At 69.8% G+C, this 24,942-nt stretch carries 25 protein-coding genes and 1 riboswitch; of the genes, 14 read left to right on the top strand and 11 right to left on the bottom strand.

Annotation, left to right across the window (positions count from 1 at the left end):
* Window positions 1–944: 944 nt before the first annotated feature.
* The 3 genes from KIS93_RS29010 to KIS93_RS29000 form a co-directional block, all read right to left on the bottom strand.
* Complete coding sequence (locus tag KIS93_RS29010; RefSeq protein ID WP_168021673.1) at window positions 945–1,100, bottom strand: hypothetical protein; 156 nt, start codon at window positions 1,098–1,100, stop codon at window positions 945–947.
* A gap of 339 nt (window positions 1,101–1,439) precedes the next feature.
* Window positions 1,440–2,306, bottom strand: a complete 867-nt coding sequence (locus KIS93_RS29005; RefSeq protein ID WP_186404500.1) for an ABC transporter ATP-binding protein — start codon at window positions 2,304–2,306, stop codon at window positions 1,440–1,442.
* Window positions 2,299–3,234 (bottom strand): ABC transporter permease, encoded by a 936-nt coding sequence (locus KIS93_RS29000; RefSeq protein WP_080044686.1) that lies wholly within the window; start codon window positions 3,232–3,234, stop codon window positions 2,299–2,301. The genes KIS93_RS29005 and KIS93_RS29000 overlap by 8 nt, the downstream gene beginning before the upstream one ends.
* A gap of 611 nt (window positions 3,235–3,845) precedes the next feature.
* Between KIS93_RS29000 and KIS93_RS28995 the strand changes: the two genes are divergently transcribed.
* From KIS93_RS28995 to KIS93_RS28975, 5 genes are all read left to right on the top strand, one after another.
* A complete protein-coding gene (locus KIS93_RS28995; protein ID WP_230465752.1) occupies window positions 3,846–5,354 on the top strand; it encodes a peptide ABC transporter substrate-binding protein in 1,509 nt (502 codons plus the stop codon).
* Window positions 5,355–5,482: 128 nt separating this feature from the next.
* Entirely contained in the window at window positions 5,483–6,427 is a 945-nt protein-coding gene (locus KIS93_RS28990; RefSeq protein WP_080044688.1) for an ABC transporter permease, read from the top strand.
* A complete protein-coding gene (locus KIS93_RS28985) occupies window positions 6,420–7,394 on the top strand; it encodes an ABC transporter permease (RefSeq protein WP_080044693.1) in 975 nt (324 codons plus the stop codon). Before KIS93_RS28990 ends, KIS93_RS28985 begins: the two co-directional genes overlap by 8 nt.
* Window positions 7,395–7,405: 11 nt before the next feature.
* The gene (locus KIS93_RS28980; protein ID WP_080044695.1) at window positions 7,406–8,443 is read left to right on the top strand and encodes an ABC transporter ATP-binding protein; all 1,038 of its coding nucleotides are present in this window, start codon (window positions 7,406–7,408) and stop codon (window positions 8,441–8,443) included.
* Window positions 8,427–9,443, top strand: a complete 1,017-nt coding sequence (locus KIS93_RS28975; protein WP_080044697.1) for an ABC transporter ATP-binding protein — start codon at window positions 8,427–8,429, stop codon at window positions 9,441–9,443. The genes KIS93_RS28980 and KIS93_RS28975 overlap by 17 nt, the downstream gene beginning before the upstream one ends.
* Before the next feature lie 41 nt (window positions 9,444–9,484).
* Here KIS93_RS28975 and KIS93_RS28970 read toward each other — a convergent pair whose 3' ends face one another.
* From KIS93_RS28970 to KIS93_RS28950, 5 genes are all read right to left on the bottom strand, one after another.
* On the bottom strand, window positions 9,485–10,669 hold the full coding sequence (locus KIS93_RS28970) for a lipid-transfer protein (RefSeq protein ID WP_080044699.1): 1,185 nt from the start codon (window positions 10,667–10,669) through the stop codon (window positions 9,485–9,487).
* The gene (locus KIS93_RS28965; RefSeq protein ID WP_080044701.1) at window positions 10,666–11,073 is read right to left on the bottom strand and encodes a Zn-ribbon domain-containing OB-fold protein; all 408 of its coding nucleotides are present in this window, start codon (window positions 11,071–11,073) and stop codon (window positions 10,666–10,668) included. Before KIS93_RS28965 ends, KIS93_RS28970 begins: the two co-directional genes overlap by 4 nt.
* A 54-nt stretch (window positions 11,074–11,127) precedes the next feature.
* Complete coding sequence (locus tag KIS93_RS28960; RefSeq protein ID WP_080044702.1) at window positions 11,128–12,318, bottom strand: S8 family serine peptidase; 1,191 nt, start codon at window positions 12,316–12,318, stop codon at window positions 11,128–11,130.
* Window positions 12,315–12,920 (bottom strand): hypothetical protein, encoded by a 606-nt coding sequence (locus KIS93_RS28955; RefSeq protein WP_080044704.1) that lies wholly within the window; start codon window positions 12,918–12,920, stop codon window positions 12,315–12,317. Before KIS93_RS28955 ends, KIS93_RS28960 begins: the two co-directional genes overlap by 4 nt.
* 87 nt (window positions 12,921–13,007) lie before the next feature.
* On the bottom strand, window positions 13,008–13,814 hold the full coding sequence (locus KIS93_RS28950; RefSeq protein WP_080044706.1) for an SAM hydrolase/SAM-dependent halogenase family protein: 807 nt from the start codon (window positions 13,812–13,814) through the stop codon (window positions 13,008–13,010).
* 117 nt (window positions 13,815–13,931) lie between these two features.
* Between KIS93_RS28950 and KIS93_RS28945 the strand changes: the two genes are divergently transcribed.
* Genes KIS93_RS28945 through KIS93_RS28935 form a run of 3 tightly spaced genes read left to right on the top strand, consistent with a single transcriptional unit; the run spans window position 13,932 to window position 15,673 of the window.
* Window positions 13,932–14,231, top strand: a complete 300-nt coding sequence (locus KIS93_RS28945; RefSeq protein ID WP_080044708.1) for a DUF3263 domain-containing protein — start codon at window positions 13,932–13,934, stop codon at window positions 14,229–14,231.
* Window positions 14,232–14,270: 39 nt separating this feature from the next.
* Window positions 14,271–15,041 carry a trehalose-phosphatase gene (gene otsB, locus KIS93_RS28940; RefSeq protein WP_080044710.1) on the top strand — a complete coding sequence of 257 codons (771 nt, stop codon included), beginning with the start codon at window positions 14,271–14,273 and terminating at the stop codon, window positions 15,039–15,041.
* Window positions 15,042–15,094: 53 nt separating this feature from the next.
* Window positions 15,095–15,673, top strand: a complete 579-nt coding sequence (locus KIS93_RS28935) for a hypothetical protein (protein WP_080044711.1) — start codon at window positions 15,095–15,097, stop codon at window positions 15,671–15,673.
* A gap of 9 nt (window positions 15,674–15,682) precedes the next feature.
* Here KIS93_RS28935 and KIS93_RS28930 read toward each other — a convergent pair whose 3' ends face one another.
* Complete coding sequence (locus KIS93_RS28930; protein ID WP_080044712.1) at window positions 15,683–16,945, bottom strand: MFS transporter; 1,263 nt, start codon at window positions 16,943–16,945, stop codon at window positions 15,683–15,685.
* Between the two features lie 44 nt (window positions 16,946–16,989).
* Complete coding sequence (locus KIS93_RS28925; RefSeq protein ID WP_080044714.1) at window positions 16,990–18,414, bottom strand: alpha,alpha-trehalose-phosphate synthase (UDP-forming); 1,425 nt, start codon at window positions 18,412–18,414, stop codon at window positions 16,990–16,992.
* Between the two features lie 31 nt (window positions 18,415–18,445).
* Between KIS93_RS28925 and KIS93_RS28920 the strand changes: the two genes are divergently transcribed.
* From KIS93_RS28920 to KIS93_RS28895, 6 genes are all read left to right on the top strand, one after another.
* On the top strand, window positions 18,446–19,000 hold the full coding sequence (locus KIS93_RS28920; RefSeq protein ID WP_080044716.1) for an RNA polymerase sigma factor: 555 nt from the start codon (window positions 18,446–18,448) through the stop codon (window positions 18,998–19,000).
* A gap of 79 nt (window positions 19,001–19,079) precedes the next feature.
* Window positions 19,080–19,221, top strand: a riboswitch (SAM riboswitch).
* Window positions 19,222–19,234: 13 nt separating this feature from the next.
* Complete coding sequence (gene thrC / locus KIS93_RS28915; RefSeq protein ID WP_080044718.1) at window positions 19,235–20,470, top strand: threonine synthase; 1,236 nt, start codon at window positions 19,235–19,237, stop codon at window positions 20,468–20,470.
* A gap of 24 nt (window positions 20,471–20,494) precedes the next feature.
* Window positions 20,495–20,770, top strand: a complete 276-nt coding sequence (locus KIS93_RS28910; protein WP_043633550.1) for a MoaD/ThiS family protein — start codon at window positions 20,495–20,497, stop codon at window positions 20,768–20,770.
* A 243-nt stretch (window positions 20,771–21,013) separates the two neighbouring features.
* Window positions 21,014–21,214, top strand: coding sequence for a cold-shock protein (locus KIS93_RS28905; RefSeq protein WP_020546479.1), 201 nt, complete (start codon window positions 21,014–21,016; stop codon window positions 21,212–21,214).
* Window positions 21,215–21,604: 390 nt separating this feature from the next.
* The gene (groL, locus tag KIS93_RS28900) at window positions 21,605–23,230 is read left to right on the top strand and encodes a chaperonin GroEL (RefSeq protein ID WP_080044720.1); all 1,626 of its coding nucleotides are present in this window, start codon (window positions 21,605–21,607) and stop codon (window positions 23,228–23,230) included.
* A 153-nt stretch (window positions 23,231–23,383) separates the two neighbouring features.
* Window positions 23,384–23,908, top strand: a complete 525-nt coding sequence (locus tag KIS93_RS28895) for a hypothetical protein (protein ID WP_080044721.1) — start codon at window positions 23,384–23,386, stop codon at window positions 23,906–23,908.
* A 363-nt stretch (window positions 23,909–24,271) separates the two neighbouring features.
* On the opposite strand, the gene KIS93_RS28890 is transcribed toward KIS93_RS28895, so the two are convergent.
* Window positions 24,272–24,802 carry a YbhB/YbcL family Raf kinase inhibitor-like protein gene (locus tag KIS93_RS28890; protein WP_080044723.1) on the bottom strand — a complete coding sequence of 177 codons (531 nt, stop codon included), beginning with the start codon at window positions 24,800–24,802 and terminating at the stop codon, window positions 24,272–24,274.
* Between the last annotated feature and the right edge of the window lie 140 nt (window positions 24,803–24,942).

Below are 24,942 nucleotides of genomic sequence, written 5' to 3'. Positions count from 1 at the left end.
GACACCGGCCAGGACGGTTCGCGGGTGTCCTAGGTGCCGACACCCGGGCACCGGCCTGGTGGTGACGCGGGCGGCCGGCTCGCACGCCCCAGCAGTCCCCTGACGGCGAACCCCATCGACCGGGACACCGCCCTCCGACGGGCCTCATCGGCCGTTGCTCCACCTGAGGTCGGGGGATCCCCTGATCTGGGCCCTCTTCGCTAGAGGTCTGGGTTTCCTCTGATCCGGCCAGGGCCCGGAGGTCCACGCGCACTGCCGGACCTCCAGGTCGCACTGGCGTGGACTCCGGGCCGGGGTCCCTTCGACGGGGACGCCGTCGCACCGATGCGGCAGGCCGCGCGGGCGCCCTTTAGGTGCCGGGCGCCCGCGGCACTGGCGCGCGTAGGTTACGAGTCCGCCGCCACGCAGGGGGCGGGCTCAAGTCGGGCCTGGGCGGACGCGCCCTCGCCTCGGGGCGCACACGGCGCCGCCACTGCAGGGCAGCGGCGCCACGCCCCACAGCGCCACCGGCCCCACCCCGGGGCCGGTGGCGCCCTTCTTTCCGGGGCGGGCCTTTCCGACGACGGATCTTTCCAGCGTCGGGCCTTTCTTGCGTCGGGCCTTCTTGTGGCGGGCCTCTTCTCGCCTGCTCGCCCACAACCACACCCATACTTCACGGCACAGCCAAGGTCACCGCCACCCGCCGCACGTGGCTGATGGCCTCCAGGAATACGCCCGCTGACCGCCACGTGGCCGGCCGCCGTGACGCGCGCCCACTTGACCGTCCGCGGGGTAGAAGCGTTGCCCGGACACGCGGGGTAGAAGCGTTGCCCGGACAGCCCCCGGCACTCGACGGCCGCCGCCTGTAGGGGCCTTGTGGTGCCTGAGTGGCCCCAGGAAGGGGTGGGACGGCCCTCCCGAGCCTCCACGCCTCAGGCGGCCCTCCAGGGCGCTGCGGGCGGGTCTCAGGGGAGGCGGACGCCGGTGCGGCGGGCGATCTGGGCCTGCAGCCGGGCCATCTGCCAGTGCAACTCGAGAAGCTGCTCGGCGAGCTGCATCCTAGGAATCTCGGCCACGTCCTCGATGGCCAGGTGGTCGATCGCGGCCGCAAGCTCTCCCATCGCGCGCCCCCACTCCATCACCGTTCCCCGGATCGAATTGACGTTCGAATCCTATCGGAACGGCAGGCTCGGTGTCAGTCTTTTACCCCTCCAGTCGCCGGGCGTTTCGCACACCTGACCGAATGGGTGACGAGGCCCACCTCGACGGTCAAGGTGGGCTCGCGTAGCGGCGGGTCACCACTGAAGGGTCAGAGGCCGTTTCCCTGGAGGGCCGTCAGCCGGAGTGCGGCGGGTGGCGGGCCACGGCAGCGCGTAAAGGATGGGTGGAAGCCCGGAACGGCGGGGGAGTGACGTGCGACGTCAAGGAAAGCGGCCGGTCGCAAGAGATGCGACCGGCGATCAGCCCTTGTTGTAGGCGGCGATGACTTCCTTGGGGTCGCCGTCCATCTTGATCTTGCCCTTGTGCAGCCAGATCACCCGGTTGCACGTCTGCTCGATCACCCGCAGGTCGTGCGCGACCAGGAACACCGTGCCGGCCGACTCGCGGATCTGCCGGATGCGCTCCTCGCTCTTCTTCCTGAACTCCCGGTCGCCCGTCGCCAGCGCCTCGTCGATGAGCAGGACGTCGTGGGTCTTGGCGGAGGAGATGGCGAAGCGCAGGCGGGCGCCCATGCCAGAGGAGTAGGTGGACATCGGGAGCTGGACGAACTCGTCGATGCCGGAGAAGTCGACGATCTCCTGGTACTTCTCCTTGACCTCGGCGGGCGTCATGCCCATGGCGTAGCAGCCGAGGACGATGTTGCGCTCGCCGGTCAGCTCGCGCATGAGGGCCGCGTTGACGCCGAGCAGCGAGGGCTGGCCGTCGGTGTAGACGGCGCCCTTGTGCGGGGGCAGCAGGCCCGCGATGGCGCGCAGCAGCGTGGACTTGCCCGAGCCGTTGCGCCCCACGATGCCGATGGCGTCGCCGTGGTAGGCCACGAAGGTCACGCCCTTGACGGCGTGGACCTCCTTCATCTGCGGCCGGCCCTGGCGCCTGAGGATGCGCGTGAGGGCGTTGACCGCGTTGCCCTTCTCGGCCTCCGAGGCGGCCCCGTAGACGCGGTAGACGATATGGAGATCGTCGACGATGACGGTGGGAGTGCCTGTGGGGACGTCGAGGGGCCGCTTGCCCGGGGGCTCCGGGTTGGGATGCACTCTCACATCCTTGCCGGGGTCGGCGGGCTTGTCGCCCTTCACCTGTGACAGCTCCTTGGTCAGTTCAGCCACGCCCGTACCTCTCCTCGGACCGCCAGAAGTACCAGAAGCCGAAGCCGAGTGCGAACACCGCCCAGAATACGCAAGACACCAACACCATCGTCGGCGGGTGGTGCCCATAGGCGGTGTTGTAGCTCGGGATGAGAATCTCGCGCATCCACTCGATGTAGGAGGCGGCCGGGTTGAGATACATCAGGTCGGCCACCCACTGGGGCAGCCCCGCGGCGCCCACCACCTTGGCCTGGATGGAGAAGAACACGCCGGAGGCGTAGAGCCAGGTGCGGGTGATGAACGGCAGGAGCTGGTTGAGGTCGCGCATCTGGGCGCCCATCCGGGCGACCACCAGACCGGCGCCGACGTTGAACAGCGTCTGCAGCAGGAGCACCACCGGGATCATGAGCCAGTACCAGGTGGGCCACTCGCCGGTGGCGGCCACGAGGACCAGCAGGACGCCCATGGAGATGGCCAGCTGCTGGAGCTCCTGGATGGTGTACGCGAGGGGGAGCGAGGCCCTGGGGAAGTGCAGGGCCCGGATCATCGACAGGTTGCCGGAGATCGACTTCGCGCCCGCGGTCACCGTGCGCTGCGTGTAGGTGAAGATGAACATCCCCGTCAGCAGGAACGCGGGGTAGTTGTCGATGTCCTTGCCGCCGCCCAGGATGACGCCGAACATCACGAAGTAGATGCCGGCGTTGAGCAGCGGCGTCAGCACCTGCCACAGCTGGCCGAGCGCCGAGCTGGAGTATTTCGTGACGTTGCGCGAGGTCGCGTACGTCAGGATGAAGTGTCGGCGCTGCCACAGCAGGCGCAGGTAGACAGGGAACCTCGGCCGCGCGATGGCACGGCGAAGCCCGTATCTCTTGGCGAGCTTGGCCAGCGGCTCCTGCCCGCTTCGGCCGCCCGCCTGGGCGTCCGCGACAGCGGATTCCGGCTGGCTCATGGCAAGGACTCTATTGGATCCCGGTCGGTGGGGTGCCTGTCGTACGGGTTGACGACGGACAGTTGGACAGACTGTTGGACGGAGTCTTCGGACGCTGGGTTCCAAGGCGTCGTCAAGACCTGCTCAACCGTAGCCCAGCGAGCCGGGGCGTGGTGGCGGAGGCACGAGCACAGTCGTGTAGGGGGTATTTTTCATCGACTGTTCATGTCCAGGCCCTGCCCCTTGAGGTGGATTTGTACCGTTTGCTCCACTTGGGGCTTATTGTCTGTGACGTTGGATTGGCACACGTGTGACCGAACTGCAACGCGCCAGAGACTCGCTGGTGGCAAGTAGTGAGGGATAGTCGCGATCGACTGGCAGGGCGTCGGCTGGTTTGACCATGTCAGCCAAATCCGGGGGGATACCAGGAACCCCCCGTCAGGCTGCTCACGATCACCGCAGCTCAGCGCTTGGCGCCCACCTGTAGAGGGAGGATTTCTTTCACCATGCGTGTTACTAAGGGCGCACGGATCGTCGCCGGTACCGCGCTGCTCGCCCTCGCGGTTGCCGCGTGTGGCGGCGGTGCCTCGGACAACGGTGGCACTGCCGCGGGCGGTGAAACGCCGGTCCGCATGGAAGTCGGTGAGCCCCAGAAGCTGCTCTTCCCGCAGGACACCACGGAGACCGAAGGTGCCGAGGTGCTCGCCGCGGTGTTCTCGCCGCTCGTGCGTTACGACGAGAACAAGCAGCCGGTCGAGGAGGCCGCCGAGTCCATCACCACGACGGACAGCAAGGTCTGGACGATCAAGCTGAAGTCGGGGTACACGTGGCACGACGGCACTCCGGTGAAGGCCGAGGACTACGCCCGCGCGTGGAACTTCGCCGCTCTCCAGGACAACGCCATGAGCTCGTCCTACTTCTTCGGGCGCGTCGAGGGCTACAACGACGTGCACCCGGGTGAGGGCAAGACGCCGACGGCCAAGGAGATGAAGGGCCTCAAGGTCGTGGACGACTCCACGCTCGAGGTCACGCTCTCCGCGCCGTTCTCGCAGTTCAAGACCATGCTGGGCTACACCGCGTTCTACCCGCTGCCCGCCTCCGCGATCGGCGCCGACGGCAAGCTCAGCCAGGCCTACGGCGAGAAGCCGATCGGCCAGGGGATGTTCAAGGTCGACAAGCCCTACAAGAAGGGCACCGACCAGACGATCGAGATGTCGGTCTACGACAAGTTCCCCGGCAAGAAGCCCGCCGGCTGGACGAAGCTGCAGTTCAAGATCTACACCAGCTCCGAGACCGCGTGGAACGACCTCCAGGCCGAGAACCTGGACATCCACGACTCGCTGCCCGCCACGGCCATCTCCACGGCCAAGCAGGTGCTCGGTGACCGGTACTTCGACGAGCCCGACGCCTCCATCGGCTACATCGGCGTCCCGCTGAAGTACAACAAGGACTTCCAGAACGTCGACGTGCGCAAGGCCATCTCGATGGCCATCGACAGGAAGACCATCGCGGACACCGTCTTCTCCGGCACCCGCTCCCCGGCCGACGACTTCATCAACCCGGCCATCCCCGGCTACCGCCAGGGCGCGTGCACCGCGTGCACGTACAACCCGGCCGAGGCCAAGAAGCTGTACGAGAGCGCGGGCGGCCCCAAGAGCATCGAGCTCGGCTACAACGCCGACGGCGGCCACAAGGAGTGGATCGAGGCCGTCGCGAACAACCTTCGCGCCAACCTCGGCATCGAGGTCACGCCGAAGCCGTTCGAGAAGTTCCAGGGCATCCTGGACGCGCTGGACGCCAAGGAGTACAAGGGCCTGTTCCGCATGGGCTGGTCCATCGACTACCCGTCTCCTGAGAACTACCTGACCCCGATCTTCGGCACCGGCGCCATCGGCACCGGCTCGAACTACGGTGGTTACTCCAACAAGGACTTCGACGAGCTGGTGGCCAAGGGCGACCAGGCCACGGACGCGGCCGAGGGCCTGAAGCTCTACCAGCAGGCCGACGACATCCTCATCAAGGAGCTTCCTTACATCCCGGTTTACTTCTACCGGAGCAACTTCGGGCACTCGACCAAGGTCAAGAACGTCAAGCTCAACCTGCTCAACCAGATCAACTGGGCGGACGTCGAGAAGGCCTGACGTCATTCGTCTGGCGGACGGCACTTGCCGTCCGCCCGTCGGAGGACTGAGCTTGGAGGCAGCCACTCGGGCCGGGTAAATCACGGATTCCGAGAGGCTGCCTCCAAGTGTGTACCGGAGGGCTGGAAATGGGCCGATATGTCATCAGGCGACTGATCCAGGCGATACCCGTCCTGATCGGCGCCACGCTACTCATCTTCTGTATCGTCTTCGCGCTGCCCGGAGATCCCGTCGCGGCACTGTTCGGAGACAAGCGCCCGGACGCGGCCGTGGCCGAGGTCCTGCGCGAGCAGTATCACCTCAACGATCCGCTGCTCCTGCAGTACTGGTACTACATCAGCGGCGTGCTGTTCCGCGGCGACTTCGGCGTCAACTTCGCCCAGGTGCCGGTCTCGGAGATCCTCGCGGGCAAGTTCCAGGTCACACTGAACCTGGCACTGACCGCGCTGATCATGGAGGCGATCCTCGGCGTCGGCCTCGGCCTGTGGGCGGCGCTGCGCCGCGGCAAGGCCACCGACACCATGATCCTGGCCTCGACGCTGCTGCTGATCTCGATCCCCACGCTGGTGACGGGCTTCGTGCTGCAGCTGGTGCTGGGCGTGAAGCTCAAGCAGTGGACCGGGCTGGACATCTTCCCCGTGGCGGGCACGTTCGCGGGCCTGCGCAGCTACCTGCTGCCGGGCTTCGTGCTGGCCGGGGTGTCCGTCGCGTACCTGACCAGGCTCACCAGGACGAGCCTGGTGGAGACCCTGCGAGCCGACTACATCCGCACGGCCACGGCCAAGGGCCTGTCCAGGCGGCGCGTCATCGGCAGGCACGGTCTGCGCAACGCCCTGATCCCGCTCATCACCTATCTGGGCGCCGACCTCGGCAACCTCATGGGCGGCGCGGTGATCACCGAGACGATCTTCAACCTGCCGGGAATCGGCAATCAGCTCTTCACGTCGGTCTACCTGCGTGAGCAACCGGTCGTGGTGGGCACCATCACGGTGCTGGTGCTGATCTACATCCTGGCCAACCTGGTCGTCGACCTGTTGTACGCCGTGCTCGACCCGAGGATCCGCTATGAGTAACCCAACGCCGCCGGGCGGGCCGGGACTCCCGGAGACGCAGACGCTGGTCCCGGACACGGTGCCGGCCCCGGCGCCGGAACGCAAGGGCACCACGACCAAGAGCGGCAAGCCCGCGAGCCTGTGGACCGACGCCTGGTACGACCTGAGGCGCAGGCCGATGTTCATCATCTCGGTGATCATCATCGTGATCCTGCTCGTCATGTCGTTCTGGCCGTCGCTGTTCAGCGGCATCGACCCGTACAACGCCAGGACCTGTGACCTGTCCACGGCGCGGCAGGCGCCGAGCGCCGGCCACCTGTTCGGGCGCGACAACCTGGGCTGCGACGTCTTCGCCAGGACGATCTACGGCGCCCGCAACTCGATCGTGATCGGCGTGCTCACCACGCTCATGACCACGATCATCGGCGGCCTGCTCGGCATCATCGCCGGCTTCCGCGGCGGCGTGGTCGACACGCTCGCCTCGCGGGTCACGGAGATCTTCTTCGCCATCCCCTCGATCCTCGGCGCGCTGCTGATCGCGGCCACCTTCCGCGGCAGGGCCAACAGCATCTTCCTGGTCATCGTGGCCCTGACGGTGCTCGGCTGGCCGATGGTGTTCCGCATCATGCGGGCCGCGGTGATCACGGCGAAGAGCCAGGACTTCGTGGTCGCCGCCAGGGCGCTGGGGGCGGGAGCGGGCCGGATCATGTTCCGCCACCTGCTGCCGAACTCCCTCGCGCCGGTCATCGTCGTGGCCACGATCAACCTGGGCACCTTCATCGCGGCCGAGGCCGCGCTGTCGTTCCTGGGCGTCGGCGTGCAGTCGCCGGACATCTCATGGGGCCTGATGATCGCCGACGCGCGCAACAGGTTCCTGGAGGCACCGCTGCCCCTGGTGTTCCCCGCGGTGTTCCTGAGCCTGACCGTGCTCGCGTTCATCATGCTGGGCGACGCCGTGCGCGACGCGCTCGACCCGAAGCTCAGGTAGGAGGGGGCTCAGTGAAGAAGACGTCCACCAACGTGTTGCCCGCCGAGGGAGGGCTGGGCGACGAGCCGTTGCTGGCGGTCGACGACCTGCACGTGGAGTTCCACACGCGGGCCGGCACCGTGCGCGCCGTCAACGGCGTGAGCTACACGGTCGGGCCCGGCGAGACGCTCGCGGTGCTGGGCGAGTCGGGGTCGGGCAAGTCCGTGACGGCGCAGGCCATCATGGGCATCCTCGACATGCCGCCGGCGGTCATCCCCAAGGGGCAGATTCGCTTCCGCGGCACCGACCTGCTCAAGCTGTCGGAGGAGGCCCGCACCCAGGTGCGCGGCCAGCGCATCGCGATGATCTTCCAGGACGCGTTGTCCGCGCTCAACCCCGTCTTCACCGTGGGCTGGCAGATCAGCGAGATGTTCCGGGTGCACCGGGGCATGTCGAAGTCCGACGCCATGAAGAAGGCCGTCGAGCTGATGGACCGGGTCCGCATCCCGGCCGCCAGGCAGCGCGTCAACGACTACCCGCACCAGTTCTCCGGGGGCATGCGCCAGCGCATCATGATCGCCATGTCGATCGCGCTGGACCCCGAAGTGCTGATCGCGGACGAGCCGACCACGGCCCTGGACGTGACCGTCCAGGCGCAGATCATGGAACTGCTGGCCGAGCTGCAGCGCGAGAGCCAGATGGGCCTGATCCTCATCACCCACGACCTCGGCGTCGTGGCCGACGTGGCCGACAAGATCGCGGTCATGTACGCGGGACGCATCGTCGAGCAGGCGCCCGTGTACGACATCTACAAGGCGCCGGCGCACCCGTACACGAAGGGCCTGCTGGACTCGATCCCCAGGGTCGACCAGAAGGGCCAGGACCTGTACGCGATCAAGGGCCTGCCGCCGAACCTGCTGGACCTTCCGACGGGCTGCTCGTTCCACCCGCGGTGCCCGTACCGGCAGGACAACTGCGTGACCGACGTCCCCCCGCTCTACGAGATCAGCGGCACGCGCGGCAGCGCCTGCCACTACTGGAGGGAGGTCCTCGATGGCGACCAGCAGTGAGCGCATCCTGGAAGTGCGTGACCTGGTCAAGCACTTCCCGCTGACCCAGGGGATCCTCTTCAAGAAGCAGATCGGCGCCATCAAGGCCGTGGACGGCGTCTCGTTCGACCTGAACAAGGGCGAGACGCTGGGCATCGTGGGCGAGTCGGGCTGTGGCAAGTCCACGCTCGCCAAGGTGCTGATGGCGCTCGAACGGCCCACCTCGGGCTCGGTGAAGATCAACGGCCGGGACATCGCCAAGGCCAGGGGCGGCGAGCTCAAGCGCATGCGCCGCAACATCCAGATGGTGATGCAGGACCCGTACACCTCGCTGAACCCCCGGATGACCGTCGGCGACATCATCGGCGAGCCGTACGAGATCCACACGGAGGTCGCGCCCAAGGGCGACCGGCGCAAGAAGGTGCAGGAGCTGCTGGAGGTGGTCGGGCTCAACCCCGACCACATCAACCGCTACCCGCACCAGTTCTCCGGCGGCCAGCGGCAGCGCATCGGTATCGCGCGCGGGCTGGCGCTGCAGCCGGAGATCATCGTCTGTGACGAGCCGGTCTCCGCGCTCGACGTGTCGATCCAGGCTCAGGTGATCAACCTGCTGGAGCGGCTGCAGAACGAGTTCAACCTGGCCTACATCTTCATCGCCCACGACCTGTCGGTGGTGCGCCACATCTCCGACCGGGTCGGCGTGATGTACCTCGGCAAGTTCGTGGAGCTGGGCAAGGACACGGAGATCTACGACCGGCCCGCGCACCCGTACACGCAGGCGCTGCTGTCGGCGGTGCCGGTGCCGGATCCCGAGGGGCGGGAGCAGCGCGAGCGGATCATCCTCCAGGGTGACCCGCCGTCCCCGGCGAACCCGCCCAGCGGGTGCCGCTTCCGTACGCGGTGCTGGAAGGCCCAGGAGATCTGCGCGCAGGAGGAGCCTCTCCTGCAGATCCGCCCGGGCACGGGCCATGAGAGCGCCTGCCACTTCGCCGAGACGCACGACGTGGTGCACGTGGGCTGACGCGGCTCACACCGCGGCTCATCCCGTGGCTCCTACCGGGCTCATACCGTGGCGATGATCGCCGACCCGTGGCCGAACAGGCCCTGGTTGGCGGCCAGGCCGACGCGGGCGTCCGCCGTCTGGCGGGCGCCCGCTCCGCCTCTGAGCTGCGTGGTCAGCTCGACGAGCTGGGCGATGGCCTGGGCGGGGATCGCCTCGCCGAACGAGGCCAGGCCGCCCGACGGGTTCACCGGGATGCTGCCGCCCAGCGCCGTCCGGCCGTCGCGCAGCAGCTTCTCCGCCTCGCCCGGCGGGCACAGGCCCAGGTCCTCCATCCAGTCCAGCTCCAGCGCCGTGGACAGGTCGTACACCTCGGCCAGCGAGACGTCCTCCGGGCCGACCCCGGCCTCCTCGTAGGCCGCGTGCGCGATCGCCGCCCTGAAGGGCCTCTCAGGCGCGGGCACGGCCGCGGTGGAGTCGGTGGCGAAGTCCGGCAGCTCCAGCACCGTGTTCGGGAAGACGGGCGTGACCGTGGAGACGGCCGCCAGGCGGACGAACGGGACGCTACGGCGGCGGGCGAACTCCTGCGAGGCCAGCACCACCGCCGCGCCCCCGTCCGAGGTGGCGCAGATGTCCATGAGGCGCAGCGGGTCGGCCACCATCGGCGAGGCCAGCACCTCCTCGGCCGTGACGCGCTTGCGGTAGCGGGCCATCGGGTTCAGCGAGCCGGCCAGCGCGTTCTTGACCTTCACGGCGGCGAAGTCGGCCGGCGTCGAGCCGTGCAGGGCCATGCGGCGGCGGGCGTAGAGGGCGAAGTAGGCGGGGTTCGTGGCGCCCAGGAGGCGGAAGCGCAGCCAGTCGGGGTCGTCGGGACGGTCGCCGCCCACCGGCTTGAAGAAGCCCTTGGGGGCGGCGTCCGCGCCGATCACCAGCGCCACCTCGCACAGCCCCGCGAGGATCCTGGCCCGCGCGATGTCCAGCGCCTGCGCCCCGGACGCGCACGCCGCGTAGCAGGAGGCGACCCTGGCGCCGGACCAGCCCAGCTCCCTGGCGTAGGAGGCGCCGGAGACGAAGCCCGGGTAGCCGTTCCTGATCGTGTCGGCGCCGACCACGTACTGCACGTCGGTCCACTCCAGGCCGGCGTCCCGCAGGGCTTCGCGGGCGGCCGCGACGCCGTACTCCAGGAAGGGCCGGCCCCACTTGCCCCACGGGTGCATGCCCGTGCCCAGCACCGCCACCGCGCTCATGAGGCCCGCCCCCACATCCACACCAGCGGGCCGTCGGCCAGCGGGCCCGACGTCAGCTCCAGCTCCATCCCCACCTCCAGCTGGTCCACGGTCAGCCCCTTGACCTGGCCGAGCACCACGAGGCCGACCTCGTCGAGCTCGACCGCGGCCAGCGTGACCGGCTCGTACGGCTCGGCCGCCACGTAGGGGGCGGGCGGCGGGTAGCAGGCGTTCGTGTACGACCAGACCCGGCCGCGCCTGGGCAGCGGCAGCACCTCCATGTCCGTGCCCGGGCAGCGCGGGTTGGGGCACGAGCCGCGCCTGGGCGGGAAGCAGACCGTGCCGCAGGCGGTGCACCTGGTGCCGAGGAGGCGGGCGCCGTCCTCCGGGGAGTGGGCGAACCAGCCGTCGATGGCGTACGTCATAGCCGGAGTATCACACAAGCGCTTGCTAGGTTGAATCCCCCGGCCCGGGCGGGCTCAGGTGGTGGGCTCCCGCCTGCGGCCGCCCTGCCGCAGCACCACGCGCGCCGACATCAGGACCGCCAGCACCACCATGCCCGTCACCACCGGCACCCTGGAGCCCGGCGCCGGCCCCGCCCCGAAGTACGGGCCCGGCCGGGGCGCCCCCGACGCCGGCACGTCCAGCCTGGCGGCCTCGCGCAGGGCGAGCAGCGCGTTGGCCACGCCGTGCCCGTAGGCGGGGCTGTAGCCGTCGGCGGGCCGCTTCCTGGTGCCCAGCTCGACGGCCATCCGCACGTGGTACGGCGACAGGCCCGGATGCGCCGACCTGATCAGGGCCGCGATGCCGGCGACCATGGCGGCGGCCGAGCTGGTGCCGTCGCCGACCACGTACGAGTCGCCGCCGTCGGCCGTGACGATCTCCGTGCCGGGGGCGACCACCGACACGTAGTCCTGCTTGTTGGAGAAGGCGGTCACCTTGAGCCGCCGGTCCACCGCGCCCACCGCGATCACCCCGGGGTAGGCGGCGGGGAAGTTCTTCCTGTTGCCGGCCTGGCCGTCGTTGCCCGACGAGGCCACGAGCACGGCGCCCTTGCCGATCGCGTACTGGACGGCCTCCTCCTCGGCCGCCGACCCCTCCCAGGCGCCGCTGCCGCCGCCGAGCGACATGCTGATCACGTCGGCGCCGTGGTCGGCGGCGTACCTGATGCCCTTGGCCAGCGCGTCGCGCCAGCCGGGGCGCTGCCTGCCGCGCAGCGGGTCGCCGTTCTCCAGCGTCACCCTGATCGACATGACCGCGGCGGCGGGCGCCACCCCCAGGACGCCGCCCTTGCGGCCGTCGCCGTGCCCGCGCCCGGCGATCAGGCTGGCCATCGCGGTGCCGTGCGGCCCCCAGGCGGCCTCGCGCTCGCGGCCCTCGGTGCCGGTCAGGTCCGGGCCCGGGACGACGGCGCCGCGCAGGTCGGGGTGGTGAGCGTTCACACCCGTGTCGAGGACGGCCACCAGCACGCCCTCGCCCCTGCTCGTCCGCCACGCCTCGGGCAGCCGCAGCGCGCCGAGCTGCCACTGCCCGGCCCGCGCCGCCGTCGCCACGTCGTCCGGGCGCGCGGTCTCGCCTCCGTCGTCGGCCCGGGTGGCGGCGGCGGTCATCAGCCCGCTCGCGCCGGTCACCAGGCCGGCGATCAGGACGGGCAGGGCGAGCCGTCTCATCGGGTCAGCACCTGGTGCAACGCCGTCGCGAGCTGCCGCGCGGCGTCGCGCAGCCGCGGTACGAGGTGGTCGCCCGGCCGGTAGACCCGCCCGTCGCTGTACCCGGCGGCCGTCGCCACCAGGTAACGCTCCCCGGACCCGACGACCGTCCCGGCGAAGTACTGGCGGTCGCCGAAGCGCTCGGCGGGCCCGCCGGGGAAGGCCGCGGGCCGCACGGTGGCGGGCCGCCCGGAGCCGTCGTGGCCGGTTCCGGGCGCGTCGAGCACGGCGATGCCGACGGTGACGACGAAGGTCTGGGTGCTGTCGGCGTACGTGGCGCGCAGGGCGACGCGGCAGCCGGGCCGCACGGCGGCGGGCTGGAAGGCGGTCAGGCAGGGCGCCTCGGGGGCGACCCCGGCCAGCAGGTACGTGACCCTGGCACCCGACGGGCTGTGGCCGGGCACCGAGCCGGGGAACACCCGCACGACCGGCCAGGCGTGCCAGCGCTCGGAGACGGGGGGAGAGGGAGTGGGCCAGATCGCGGAGACGAGGGAGAGCAGCACAACGGACAGGTGGAACACGGCGACCTCGAACGGAAGGGGAGGGACCTCCGATCTGCCCATGCATTCTGACATGCGAGTGCGCGGTCAATCCGACGCTTCGGTAAACAGCCCGATACGCGGAGTAATTACGGATCTGCGGCTTTCCGCCTACGGAGTGGGGGAAAGTCGCACATGTGCCCCAGGTGGGAGCCCCAGCCGCTGCGCCGCGTCACCCGAGTTCACCGCGATCGCGATCAGCCCCGCCGAGTCCGCGAACGCCACCAGCTCCCCCGGCGGCACCGCCGTGTACGTCTCCCGGTACGGCAGGGCGAGCTGCCGCCGCCCCAGCCACACCCCCAGCGTGTCGCCCACCTGGACACCCAGCGCCTGGAGGTCGCCGGCCGCGATCGAGAGCTGCGTGTTGCCGTACCGGTCGACCGAGACGACCTCGCCCTCCACCGAGCCCTCGCGCAGCAGCGAGGTAGGCTCGGGCAGCGAGACCAGCCTGGCCGTCGGCACCTCGGGCCCCAGCTCGGCCGGGCTCAGCCCCCCGCACAGCCGCCCCGCGACCGGCGAGAACACGTCGCGCCCGTGAAAGGTCGGCGAGACAGGGTGCAGGAAGTGATCGGCGTTGCTGATCTCGTACGCCGCCCGCGCGCCGCCGCTGGCGTGCACGGCCCACGACAGCAGCCCGTTGTCCGGGCCGATGAACACCCGCCCGCCCGCCTCCACGGCCACCGCCCGCCTGGCGCCCCCGGCACCGGGATCGACCGCGCCGATGTGGATGCCTTGAGGGAGGTAAGGGATGGTCTGGGCGAGAACCGCCGCGCCGCGCCGTACGTCGCCCGCGGGGATCAGGTGGCAGACGTCGATCACCCGCGCTTCGGGCGCGATCCCGGCGATCACACCATGACAGGCCGCCACATAACCATCCTCGAGCCCATAGTCGGTGAGGAGCGTGATGACTGGGGTCACATTTCGTGACTGTACGTCTCCCAATCCGCCGTGAACAGCCGCACTCCGCACATTACGATGGCCACGGGCCGCGTGCGGGCGATGTGATCGTCACCCGCCCCTTTCGAGGAGGACACCATGGGAGCACCGCTCAGCGGTGACAATGCTGCCCAGGACCCGTCCCGACAACCACTGTCCGACCGCGAACTCGAGCTCCTCGCCTTCGAGCGCCAATGGTGGCGCTACGCGGGCGCGAAGGAGCACGCCATCAAGGAGACCTTCGGGATCTCCGCCACCCGCTACTACCAGCTGCTCGGCGCCCTCATCGACCGGCCGGAGGCGCTCGAGCACGACCCCATGCTGGTCAAGAGGCTGCGCAGGTTACGGTCCACCCGTCAGCGCGACCGCGCGGCCAGAAGGCTCGGCATGCGTCCCTGACCTGCTGGGTACGGCAGGCGCGTGAAGAACATCCCTGGAATGGAAGCGATCCTGAGCGATCCGGCCGGCGCCGTGATCGGGCTCGACTTCGACGGCACCCTGTCGCCGATCGTCCCCGACCCCGCCAAGGCCGTGATCCACCCCAAGGCGCCCGAGGTACTCGCCGACCTGGGTGCGCACGTCCTCGCGGTGGCCATCGTGACCGGGCGTCCCGCGGCCACCGCACTGGAGCTCGGGCCGGGCCTGGCCGACGTGCCGGGGCTGGTCGTGCTCGGGCACTACGGCTTCGAACGCTGGGAGGGCGGGCGGATCTCCGCGCCCCCGCCCCCACCAGGAGTGCCCAGGGCCGAGGCCGAGCTGCCGCTGCTGCTCGACTCGCTCGGCCTCGACGGCGTGACCGTCGAGGACAAGGGCCGGGCCGTCGCCGTGCACACCCGGCGCAGCCCCGACCCCGAGGGCGCGCTGGCCAAGCTGCGCGAGCCCCTGGCGAAGCTGGCGGAGAAGCACGACCTCGTGATCGAGCCAGGCCGCATGGTGCTGGAGCTGCGGCCACCCGGCATGGACAAGGGGCACGCGCTGAGCCTGTTCCTGGCCGAGCGGGCGGCGCGGTCCGTCATGTTCGCCGGCGACGACCTGGGCGACCTGGCGGCCTTCGACGCCGTACGCGACTCCGGGCTGCCCGGCGTCACCGTGTGCAGCGGCTCCGCCGAGGTCACCGCGCTCGCCGAGCGGGCCGACATCGTCGTCGACGGGCCCGAGGGCGTCGTCGCGCTGCTCGCCGAGCTGGCCACCGCCTTCACCCGGCCCTGAGCTCTCAGTCATTTGAGACTGATCTGCAAGTCGTGATCCCTAGGGTCGGGCGCATGCAGAAGCGTTCCCTCGCCGTCGCGGCCGCCACCGGGGCGGCCGCGATCACCCTCCTGTCCCTCTCCGCGCCCGCCGTCGCCGCCCCCGCCCAGCAGCTCACGTTCAGGGGCATGACGCTGTACGTGCCGATCCAGTGGGAGGTCCACCGGTTCGGCTCCGACGCCGTGCAGGTGGTCACCGGCCGGTGCGGCAGGGCCATGGGCTGGAGCACCCCCGAGTGCGACTCGTTCTACCTGCTCGGGCCGAAGTACATCAAGGTCGGCGCCGAGGGCTGGGGCCCCTACACCGGCGAGCGGCCGTTCTACACGGCAAGTGACGTGCAGCCCTGCCCGTTCAACGACAAGTGGGGCGAGGTCGTCGGGCCCAAGGTCAGCCGGGGGCTGCGCCAGGTCGGGCCCGGCCACAAGGCCGCCTACAACGCCTGGCAGGCCAAGTGCGTCTCCTACTCCGGGAGCCGGACGTACAAGCGGTTCACGCAGCGCGAGTGGTACCTGCCGAAGACGAAGCTGCTCGTCGTGGACCAGTGGAACACGCCGGGGCTGGCCGACACGCTCAAGCACGCCGACTGGAGGTGACACCCCGGGTCAGGTACGGGCGCGCGCGCCCCGGCCCGACACGAGCACGCCGGTGACCGCGAGGCCGATGAGCACCGGCACCATCAGGAACGCGTCGCGGGTGCCGAAGCCGTCGGCCAGCGCGCCGAGCACCAGCGGCCCGATGGCCATGGCGGCGCCCGCCCAGATGGGCGAGGCCGCCGCCGCCCGGTCGGCCCGATCGCCCGAGGCGGCGATCAGCGCGGCCAGCGCCAGCGGGAAGTGCAGGGCCGCGCCGAGCCCGCAGATGACCAGCCCGGCGTACGACAGCACCAGGTGATCGCTCAGCCAGAACACCAGCCACCCGGCGAGCGTCAGCCCCAGCGCGCCCGCGAACAGCGGCACCGGCGGCAGCCGCAGCGCGAGCTGCGCCCCGGCGAACCTGCCCGCCGCCATGCCCGCGATGAACGCCGTCAGCCCGGTCGCCGCCGCGGCGGGGGACAGGCCGGTGCTGAGAGCCAGCAGGCCGGCGGCCCACAGGGTGAACGTGAACTCCAGGGCCACGCAGCAGAACAGCACCGCGCCCGCCAGGTGGAACCGCCACCCGGTGCTGGGAGCGGCGGCCGGATCGGCGTCGCGGCCGGCCCCGGTGGCGTGCGTGCCGGTAGAGCTCGCGTCCGCGCCGGTGGAGCCCGCTTCCTGGCCGTTCGGTGAGCCGGTGGATGGGCCGCTCGGCAGGCTCGCGGGCCAGACGCGGCCCATCGTCACGACCAGCAGGGCGCTCAGGACCGGCGTGACGAGAAGGGCGGCGCGCCAGCCGAGCGCGCTCTGCCCGACCACGCTGAGCCCGAACGTCATCGCCATGCCCGCCACCACCGCGACCGCGTTGGCCTCGCTCAGCGCGGCGGCCCCGGCGCTCCCGTGGTGGTCGCTGAGCGCCGCCATGGCGGTGTAGAGCATGGCGGAGCCGAAGCCGCCGGCGACGGCGTACCCGAGCAGCGTCAGGGGCAGGGTGTCGGAGGCGAAGACGGTGAGCAGGCCGGCGTTCATCCCGGCCAGGCCGGTCCAGCTCGTGGCGCGCCGGCCGTACCTGCGGGTGAGGAGAGGGAGCAGGAGGCCGGCCGCGATCGTGCCGGCGGCCATGGAGGTGCCGTGCAGGCCCGCGACGGTGGCGGAGGTGCCCTGGTCGGCGCGCAGCAGCGGCACGGCGGCGCTCAGGCCGTACACGAAGGTGGCGAAGGCGCTGAGCAGCAGGTAGACGAGCCAGGTCGGGCGGTCTCTGATCAGACGGACGGGCGATAATGCCGTGCTCACCCGGCGGCCTCCCCCACTCGGAATGCCTCCATCGTAGGCGAGCGTCAGGCGAGGGCTTCGAGCTGGGTGGCGAGCCACTTCTGCGGCGGCAGGGCGGTGGCGGCGGCGTGCAGCTTGTCGCGGCGGGTGCGGCGCTCGTCCTCCGGCATGACCAGCGCGTCGTGCAGGGCGGCGGCGGTGCCGCTGATGTCGTAGGGGTTGACCATGAGCGCGTGCGCGCCGAGCTCGGCGGCGGCCCCGGCCTCGCGCGAGAGCACCAGCGCGCAGTGGGGCGACAGGACGGGGCCCTCCTTGGCGACGAGGTTCATGCCGTCGCGGATGGGGTTGACCAGCAGCACGTCGGCCAGCCGGTACGCCGCCAGCGAACGCGGGTAGTCGTCGTTGACGTTGAGTATCACCGGGTCCCAGTCGACGGTGGCGTACTCGTCCTCGATCTGCTGGGCGCAGCGCTGCACGGACGCGGTGTACTCGCGGTACTCGGGCAGGTCGTGGCGGCTGGGGTAGGCGAAGGCCAGGTGTACGACGCGGCCGTGCCACTCGGGGTGCGCGGCGAGGAACTCGCGGTAAGCGATCAGGCCGCGCACGATGTTCTTGGACAGCTCGGTGCGGTCGATGCGGACGATCAGCTTGCGGTCGCCGACCTGCTCCCTGAGCGCGGTCATGTGCGACTCGACGTCGGGCTCGCAGGCGCGCCGCCACAGCGCGTCGCCGTCCACGCCGAGGCTGTGCACGCCGATGCGGGTCGTCCGGCCCTCGTAGGTGACGCTGCGGCCGGCACGGTCGGCCTCCGCGCCCAGGAGGCGCTCGCAGCAGTCCATGAACGCCTGGGCCCACCTGTCGGTGAGGAACCCGGCGTGATCGGCCCCCAGAATGCCTTCCAGGACCTCTCCGGCCACGTCGTCGGGCAGCAGCGAGAAGTACTCGGGCGGCGCCCACGGGGTGTGGCTGAAGTGGGCGATGCGCAGGTCGGGCCGCTCGGCGCGGAGCATGGCGGGGGTGAGGGTCAGGTGGTAGTCCTGCACCATCACGCGGGCGCCGTGCCCGGCCTCCTCGGCCAGCGCGAGCGCGAACGCGCCGTTGTAGTCGCGGTACGACTCCCACTCGCGCTCGAACCTGGTGCCGAAGTTGGGCGAGTTCGGGATGTCGTAGAGCAGGTGGTTGACGAACCAGAGGGTGGAGTTCGCCACGGCGTTGTAGGCGCGGTGGAAGGTGGCGGGCGGGATGTCGAGCATGCGCAGGGGGCCGGTATCGTAGCCGACGTGGTCGATGCGGCCGCCCGAGGCGAGCCGCACGGCGCTGCGGTCGCCGTCGGAGAGCGCGGCGCAGACCCACAGCACGCCGTCGTCCTTGGCCACGCCCGAAAGGCCCGAGACGAGGCCGCCGCCGCCGCGTTTCATGGTGAGCTCACCGTCGTCGGAGACGGTGAAGGAGACAGGCCCTCTGTTGGAGGCCAGCAGGACGCTGTTCATCGCAGCTCCCTTCGATCATAGGATCCCAGCTATGGCGCTTGATGAGCTAACCGAGGAACTCGCCCGCTCCGCTGCTGCGGGAGATCATCGCGCACTTGGCGAGCTCCTCGCGCGGATTGAGCCCGATGTGATGCGTCACTGCGCCCGGATCCTCCCCTATCACCAGGACGCGGAGGAGGCCTCGCAGGATACGTTGCTGGCCGTGGCGCGTAACATCGGGCGCTTCGAGGGGCGGGCCAGGTTCAGCACCTGGCTGCACATCGTGACGGCCAACTGCGCGCGCACCACGTACCGGTCGCTGAAGCGCAGGGCGGCGGAGCAGACCTCCGACGAGCTGCCCATGCAGAAGCCCGACGTGCGGCGGGTCAGCGTGATCGCGGGGTCGCGGCTCGACCTGCTCGACGCGATGGAGGCGCTGGAGGCCGACAAACCGGACCTGGCGCAGGCCCTGGTGCTGCGCGACATCGTCCAGCTCGACTACAACGAGGTGGCCGAGCAGCTCAACATCCCGCTGGGCACGGCGAAGTCGCGCATCCATCAGGCCCGCAAATACGTGCAGGGCGTGCTGGGCGAGGACTATCGCTGAGACTGGTTGTCTCGCATGTTGAGACGGGTGGTAATTTCGGCCACTTAAGCGGGTAGAGTCCATTTCAACAACTGCATATTGCTCATCCAGAGGGGTGGAGGGACCGGCCCTGCGAAGCCCCGGCAACCCTCCCGGCTTTCGACTCGCGACCTGGCGAGGCCGACCGGGACAAGGTGCCAATTCCGGTTCGCGGTCAAGGTGGCCGTGGGCGAAGATGAGGGAAGGCCTCGCTTCATGTCGCTCGACTTTGGTCCTGCCGTCGCTCTGTCCTGCCGCGAGTGCGGCGCCCGTTACCCGCTGGGCCCGAACTTCGCGTGTCAGGAGTGTTTCGGGCCGCTGGAGGCAGCCTACGACTTCGGCGAGGTGACGCGCGCGGAGATCGAATCCGGTCCCGCGAACATCTGGCGTTACCGCTCGCTGCTCCCCGTTCCGGTCGACGTGGCCAGTAAGCCCAATATGAACCCCGGCTGGACGAAATTGGTCAAGGCCGGAAACCTGGGGCGCGCGCTCGGCATCAAGTCCCTTTACGTCAAGGACGACTCGGGCAACCCCACCCACTCCTTCAAGGACCGGGTCGTGGCCATGGCCGTGGAGGCGGCCCGGAACTTCGGTTTCCACACGCTTTCCTGCTCCTCCACGGGCAACCTCGCCGGCGCCGTCACCGCCGCCGCCGCGCGGGCCGGGCTCGACGCGTGCGTGTTCATCCCGGCCAACCTGGAAAAGGCCAAGATCGCCATGGCGCGTGTCTTCGGCGGGCGGCTGATCGGCATCGACGGCACGTACGACGAGGTCAACCGCTTCTGCTCCGAGCTGATCGGCGACCCCATGGGCGACAAATGGGGCTTCGTCAACGTGAACCTGCGGCCCTACTACGCCGAGGGCTCCAAGACGCTCGCGTACGAGATCGCCGAGCAGCTCGGCTGGCGGCTGCCCGAGCAGATCATCATCCCCATCGCGTCCGGCTCGCAGCTCACGAAGATCGACAAGGGCTTCAAGGAGCTGGTGAAGCTGGGCCTCGTGGAGGACACCCCGTACAAGATCTTCGGGGCGCAGGCCGCCGGGTGCTCGCCGGTCTCCACCGCCTACAAGGCCGGGCACGACGTCGTCCAGCCGGTCAAGCCCGACACCATCGCCAAGTCGCTGGCCATCGGCAACCCCGCCGACGGGCCGTACGTGCTGGACATCGCCCGGCGCACCGGAGGTGGCGTCGAGGACGTCACGGACGCCGAGATCGTGGCCGCGATGAAGCTCCTGGCCTCGACCGAGGGCATCTTCGCCGAGACCGCCGGCGGGGTCACCGTCGGCGTGCTGAAGAAGCTCACCGAGAGCGGGGTGCTCGACCCCGAGGCGGAGACCGTGGTGCTCAACACCGGCGACGGCCTCAAGACGCTCGACGTGCTCTCCGGCGAGGCCGTCGAGCCGACCGCCGTGATCAAGCCCTCTCTCGACGCGTTCCGCGCGACTGTCTGACAACCAGGAAAGGCGATTTGAACCATGAGCGTTTCTGTGCGGATTCCCACCATTCTGCGCACGTACACCGGGGGGAACGCGGAGGTCAGTGGCGAAGGCGCGACTCTTCGTGACGTGCTCGCCAAGCTCGACTCCGACTACCCGGGGATCGGCGCGAGAATTCTGGATGAATCGGGCAAGATTCGTCGTTTCGTCAACGTTTACGTTGGGGAAGAGGACGTCCGTTTCGCCGAAGGGCTCGACACTCCCGCCCCCGAAGGCACGCAGATCTCCATCATCCCGGCCGTCGCGGGCGGCTGAGCCCCGGAGGTCACCCCGTTGAAGGCGCCCCTAGTGGGCGCCTTCTCCTTTTCCAGGCCAATTCAACGTTGAACGACCCGCGCTGCGAAGAAATAGGCAGTTTGCGGATTGACTCTGTTGCCAAACCCCGTGCCACAGGTATGGTCGAGGGCGATCGTCTGGCTGCTTTTCCCTTAAGTCATACGATTACAGGTCCCGCGGAGGAATGGGCGAGATCTGGGAGACCAGTAAGAGGAGTCGGAAGTGGCGCAGGGCACCGTCAAGTGGTTCAACGCGGACAAGGGCTACGGCTTCATCGCGGTAGACGGTGGTAAGGATGTATTCGTCCATTACTCAGCGATCCTGATGGACGGGTACCGCTCTCTCGAACAGGGGCAGCGTGTCGAGTTCGAGATCACGCAGGGCCAGAAGGGGCCGCAGGCGGAGTCCGTCCGCGCGGTCTGAACGTAACCGCTGGTATGCACCGGGCGGGAACGCACGGCAACGCAGTCCGTGCGAACCGTCACCTCTCTTTCGCCGACTCGAGTGCGGCGGGCCGCTCCGCGCGGCTCGCCGTACCGACCGTCCGCGCGGGTGCTTGGGACGGCGGGTGAGGGTGATGCCGGCGCGGCTCGCCGTAACGGCGGACTGACCTGGGCGGTAATGCCGGGCAGGGTGGCGTTCGCTTGCACTCGGCAGGGTAGAGTGCTAAACAGTTCGTTGGCACTCTGTGCAGCAGAGTGCCAACACCGGATCGAGACGATGGGGTCTGCCGAACGGAGATGCTGACCCATGCCGTCGCGGGCGTCGGCTCGGTCCACGACAAGCCACCCTGCATCTGGGAGGTCTAGCCTTATGGCAGCCAAGATGATCGCGTTTGACGAGGACGCCCGGCGCGGTCTCGAGCGCGGTATGAACCAGCTCGCCGACGCCGTCAAGGTGACCCTCGGCCCCAAGGGCCGCAACGTCGTGCTGGAGAAGAAGTGGGGCGCTCCCACGATCACCAACGACGGTGTGTCCATCGCCAAGGAGATCGAGCTCGAGGACCCTTGGGAGAAGATCGGCGCCGAGCTGGTCAAGGAAGTCGCCAAGAAGACCGACGACGTCGCGGGTGACGGCACCACCACCGCCACCGTGCTCGCCCAGGCGCTGGTGCGTGAGGGTCTGCGCAACGTCGCCGCCGGCGCCAACCCGATGGCCCTGAAGAAGGGCATCGAGGCCGCCGTCGAGCGCGTCAGCGAGGAGCTCTCCAAGCTGGCCAAGGACGTGGAGACCAAGGAGCAGATCGCCTCCACCGCCTCCATCTCCGCCGCCGACGCCGAGATCGGCTCGCTCATCGCCGAGGCGATGGACAAGGTCGGCAAGGAAGGCGTCATCACCGTCGAGGAGAGCAACACCTTCGGCCTCGAGCTCGAGCTCACCGAGGGCATGCGCTTCGACAAGGGCATGACGTCGATGTACTTCGTGACCGACTCCGACCGCATGGAGGCCGTGCTCGAAGACCCGTACATCCTGATCGTCAACAGCAAGGTCTCCGCCAACAAGGACCTGCTGCCGCTGCTCGACAAGGTCGTGCAGTCCGGCAAGCCGCTGCTGATCATCGCCGAGGACGTCGAGGGCGAGGCCCTGGCCACCCTGGTCGTCAACAAGATCCGCGGCCTGTTCCGCTCCGTCGCCGTCAAGGCGCCGGGCTTCGGCGACCGCCGCAAGGCGATGCTGAACGACATCGCGATCCTGACCGGCGGCCAGGTCATCGCCGAGGAGGTCGGCCTCAAGCTCGAGACCGCCACCCTCGACCTGCTGGGCCGCGCCCGCAAGGTCGTGGTGACCAAGGACGAGACCACGATCGTCGACGGCGCCGGTGACGCCGAGCAGATCTCCGGCCGGGTCAACGAGATCCGCGCCGAGATCGAGCGCACCGACTCCGACTACGACCGTGAGAAGCTGCAGGAGCGGCTGGCCAAGCTCGCCGGCGGCGTCGCGGTGATCAAGGCCGGTGCGGCGACCGAGGTCGAGCTGAAGGAGCGCAAGCACCGCATCGAGGACGCCGTGCGCAACGCCAAGGCGGCCGTCGAGGAGGGCATCGTGCCCGGCGGTGGCGTGGCGCTGCTGCAGGCCGGCGCCAAGGCGTTCGACAAGCTGGAGCTGAACGGCGACGAGGCCACCGGTGCCGCCATCGTCAAGAAGGCGCTGGAGGAGCCGCTCAAGCAGATCGCGGTCAACGCCGGTCTCGAGGGCGGCGTCGTGGTCGAGAAGGTGCGCAACCTCACCCCGGGTGAGGGTCTGAACGCGGCCTCCGGCGAGTACGTCAACATGTTCGAGTCGGGCATCATCGACCCGGCCAAGGTGACGCGCTCGGCGCTGCAGAACGCCGCCTCCATCGCGGCGCTGTTCCTGACGACCGAGGCCGTCATCGCCGAGAAGCCCGAGAAGACCCCCGCCGCCCCGGCCATGCCGGGCGGCGGCGACATGGACTTCTAGGTCTTTTCTCGCCGCACGGACGAAGAGCGGCCCGGGTTTTCCCGGGCCGCTCTTGTTTTGTTTCTCCGTTATTACGTTTCGTCATTGATCGCTTACTTCAAGTGAGGGAAGGTGGGTGCGCTCACACCTCGACCTCGACCGAAGGAGCGAACAGTGTTCTTCCGCAGCAGGCGCGTTCTCGGAATCGCCGCCCTGGCCCTGACGGCCGCCACCGCGGCGGCCGCTCCCGCCCACGCCGACCACGAGTGGACGGCCTCCGACTGGGCCGCCGCCTTCGCCGCGGCCCACGCCGACGCGGTGGCCGAGGCCCGCGCGGACGCCGAAGAAGCGCAGGCCCGGGCGCACGCCGACGCGAAGGACGCCAAGGCCAGGGCCGAGAACAAGCCGGGCACGCGGATCCGCTTCGGCGGCGAGCCGAAGAGCGACATCGAACCGGCGCGCGACATGGAGTCGGCGCGTGACATCGAGTCGGCGCGTGACATCGAGCCTGCGTACGACGTCGAGCCGAAGAGCGACACCGAGCCGGCGTATGACGTCGAGCCGGCCCGCGACATCGTGCTGCCGCGCGAGCTCCAGATGCTCCCCATCTGCGCCCCGGGCCCGGGCCTCGGCATCCCCCTCGTGGACGAACTCCTGCCGGGCCTCGTAGGCTGCCCCGCCGCCGCCCTGGCCCGCTGAAACCAACTCACCTCAACCCGCCGGGACGCCGACCCGCTCGGCCCGCCGAGCAGGTCGGGCGATGCGCCGGACCGCAGAAGGCTGAGCCGCCAGCCCCGAGCCGCCAGCCCCGAGCCGCCAGGCTGCCAGCCGCCGGGCTACTGGGTGGGCTGCCGAGCCGGTCGGCTGAGCGCGCGAGGCGCCTGGGCGAACATGCTGAGCCGCTGACTGCTGACCGCCGGCCGTCGGGCTGCCTGGCCTGCGGGCGCCACGCGTGGCGGGCCATGCGCCGGGCAGGTTGGTCCGCCGGATGTCACGTGCGGCGGGTGGTGCCGGGGTGGGCCTGGGCGCCTGACGTTCGCCAGGCGCCCGCGAAGGCCCGGGCTAGACGCCGAAGTGGGCGACGATGTGGCCCCTGGCCAGGGTGTTGGCGGTGATGTTGAAGCCCACTACCGCCGGGCTGGCGTCGGCGTCCACCCCCAGGTGGTCCACGCCCAGGGCGTGCACGGTGAAGACGTAGCGGTGCGGGTCGCCGGGAGGCGGGGCGGCGCCACCGTACGCCTTGGTGCCGTAGTCGTTGCGGGCGTGGACGGCGCCGTCGGGCAGGCCCTTGAAGTCGGGGGCCGTGCCGGCGCCCGTGGGCAGCTCGGTCACGGTGGCCGGGAGGTCGAACAGGACCCAGTGCCAGAAGCCGCTGCCCGTGGGGGCGTCGGGGTCGTAGCAGGTGACGGCGTAGCCGCGGGTGCCCTCAGGGGCGCCGGACCAGCGCAGGTGAGGCGACTGGTTCTGGCCGCTCATCCCCCAGTCGTCGAAGACGTGGAGATCGGCGAGTCGTCGGCCGTCCTGGATGTCGTCGCTCTCGACCGTGAGCGCGGGCACCGACGGCAGGAACTCGTGGGGAAGGGGTGCGGGCACGGCATCCTCCTAGAGTGAGTAGCTGCTGCTTGCTCAGCCATCCTAGAAGCGGCCGCGCCCGCCGCCCGTCAGGCGTCACGAGCGCCCGCCCTCCGTCAGGCCGCCAGAGCAGCCGGCCGTCCATCAGGTGTCACGAGCGC

Source organism: [Actinomadura] parvosata subsp. kistnae (assembly GCF_900323885.1).
GTDB lineage: Bacteria > Actinomycetota > Actinomycetes > Streptosporangiales > Streptosporangiaceae > Nonomuraea > Nonomuraea composti.
The sequence above is the reverse complement of the archived record's forward strand: the minus strand, read 5'-3'. Positions and strand labels throughout refer to the sequence as shown.

Coding starts and splice junctions, on each gene's coding strand:
- KIS93_RS29010 (WP_168021673.1), bottom strand. CDS start 1,100: ATGGGAGAGCTTGCGGCCGCGATCGACCACCTGGCCATCGAGGACGTG.
- KIS93_RS29000 (WP_080044686.1), bottom strand. CDS start 3,234: ATGAGCCAGCCGGAATCCGCTGTCGCGGACGCCCAGGCGGGCGGCCGA.
- KIS93_RS28995 (WP_230465752.1), top strand. CDS start 3,846: ATGGAAGTCGGTGAGCCCCAGAAGCTGCTCTTCCCGCAGGACACCACG.
- KIS93_RS28990 (WP_080044688.1), top strand. CDS start 5,483: ATGGGCCGATATGTCATCAGGCGACTGATCCAGGCGATACCCGTCCTG.
- KIS93_RS28985 (WP_080044693.1), top strand. CDS start 6,420: ATGAGTAACCCAACGCCGCCGGGCGGGCCGGGACTCCCGGAGACGCAG.
- KIS93_RS28975 (WP_080044697.1), top strand. CDS start 8,427: ATGGCGACCAGCAGTGAGCGCATCCTGGAAGTGCGTGACCTGGTCAAG.
- KIS93_RS28970 (WP_080044699.1), bottom strand. CDS start 10,669: ATGAGCGCGGTGGCGGTGCTGGGCACGGGCATGCACCCGTGGGGCAAG.
- KIS93_RS28965 (WP_080044701.1), bottom strand. CDS start 11,073: ATGACGTACGCCATCGACGGCTGGTTCGCCCACTCCCCGGAGGACGGC.
- KIS93_RS28960 (WP_080044702.1), bottom strand. CDS start 12,318: ATGAGACGGCTCGCCCTGCCCGTCCTGATCGCCGGCCTGGTGACCGGC.
- KIS93_RS28955 (WP_080044704.1), bottom strand. CDS start 12,920: ATGGGCAGATCGGAGGTCCCTCCCCTTCCGTTCGAGGTCGCCGTGTTC.
- KIS93_RS28945 (WP_080044708.1), top strand. CDS start 13,932: ATGGGAGCACCGCTCAGCGGTGACAATGCTGCCCAGGACCCGTCCCGA.
- otsB (WP_080044710.1), top strand. CDS start 14,271: ATGGAAGCGATCCTGAGCGATCCGGCCGGCGCCGTGATCGGGCTCGAC.
- KIS93_RS28935 (WP_080044711.1), top strand. CDS start 15,095: ATGCAGAAGCGTTCCCTCGCCGTCGCGGCCGCCACCGGGGCGGCCGCG.
- KIS93_RS28925 (WP_080044714.1), bottom strand. CDS start 18,414: ATGAACAGCGTCCTGCTGGCCTCCAACAGAGGGCCTGTCTCCTTCACC.
- KIS93_RS28920 (WP_080044716.1), top strand. CDS start 18,446: ATGGCGCTTGATGAGCTAACCGAGGAACTCGCCCGCTCCGCTGCTGCG.
- thrC (WP_080044718.1), top strand. CDS start 19,235: ATGTCGCTCGACTTTGGTCCTGCCGTCGCTCTGTCCTGCCGCGAGTGC.
- KIS93_RS28910 (WP_043633550.1), top strand. CDS start 20,495: ATGAGCGTTTCTGTGCGGATTCCCACCATTCTGCGCACGTACACCGGG.
- groL (WP_080044720.1), top strand. CDS start 21,605: ATGGCAGCCAAGATGATCGCGTTTGACGAGGACGCCCGGCGCGGTCTC.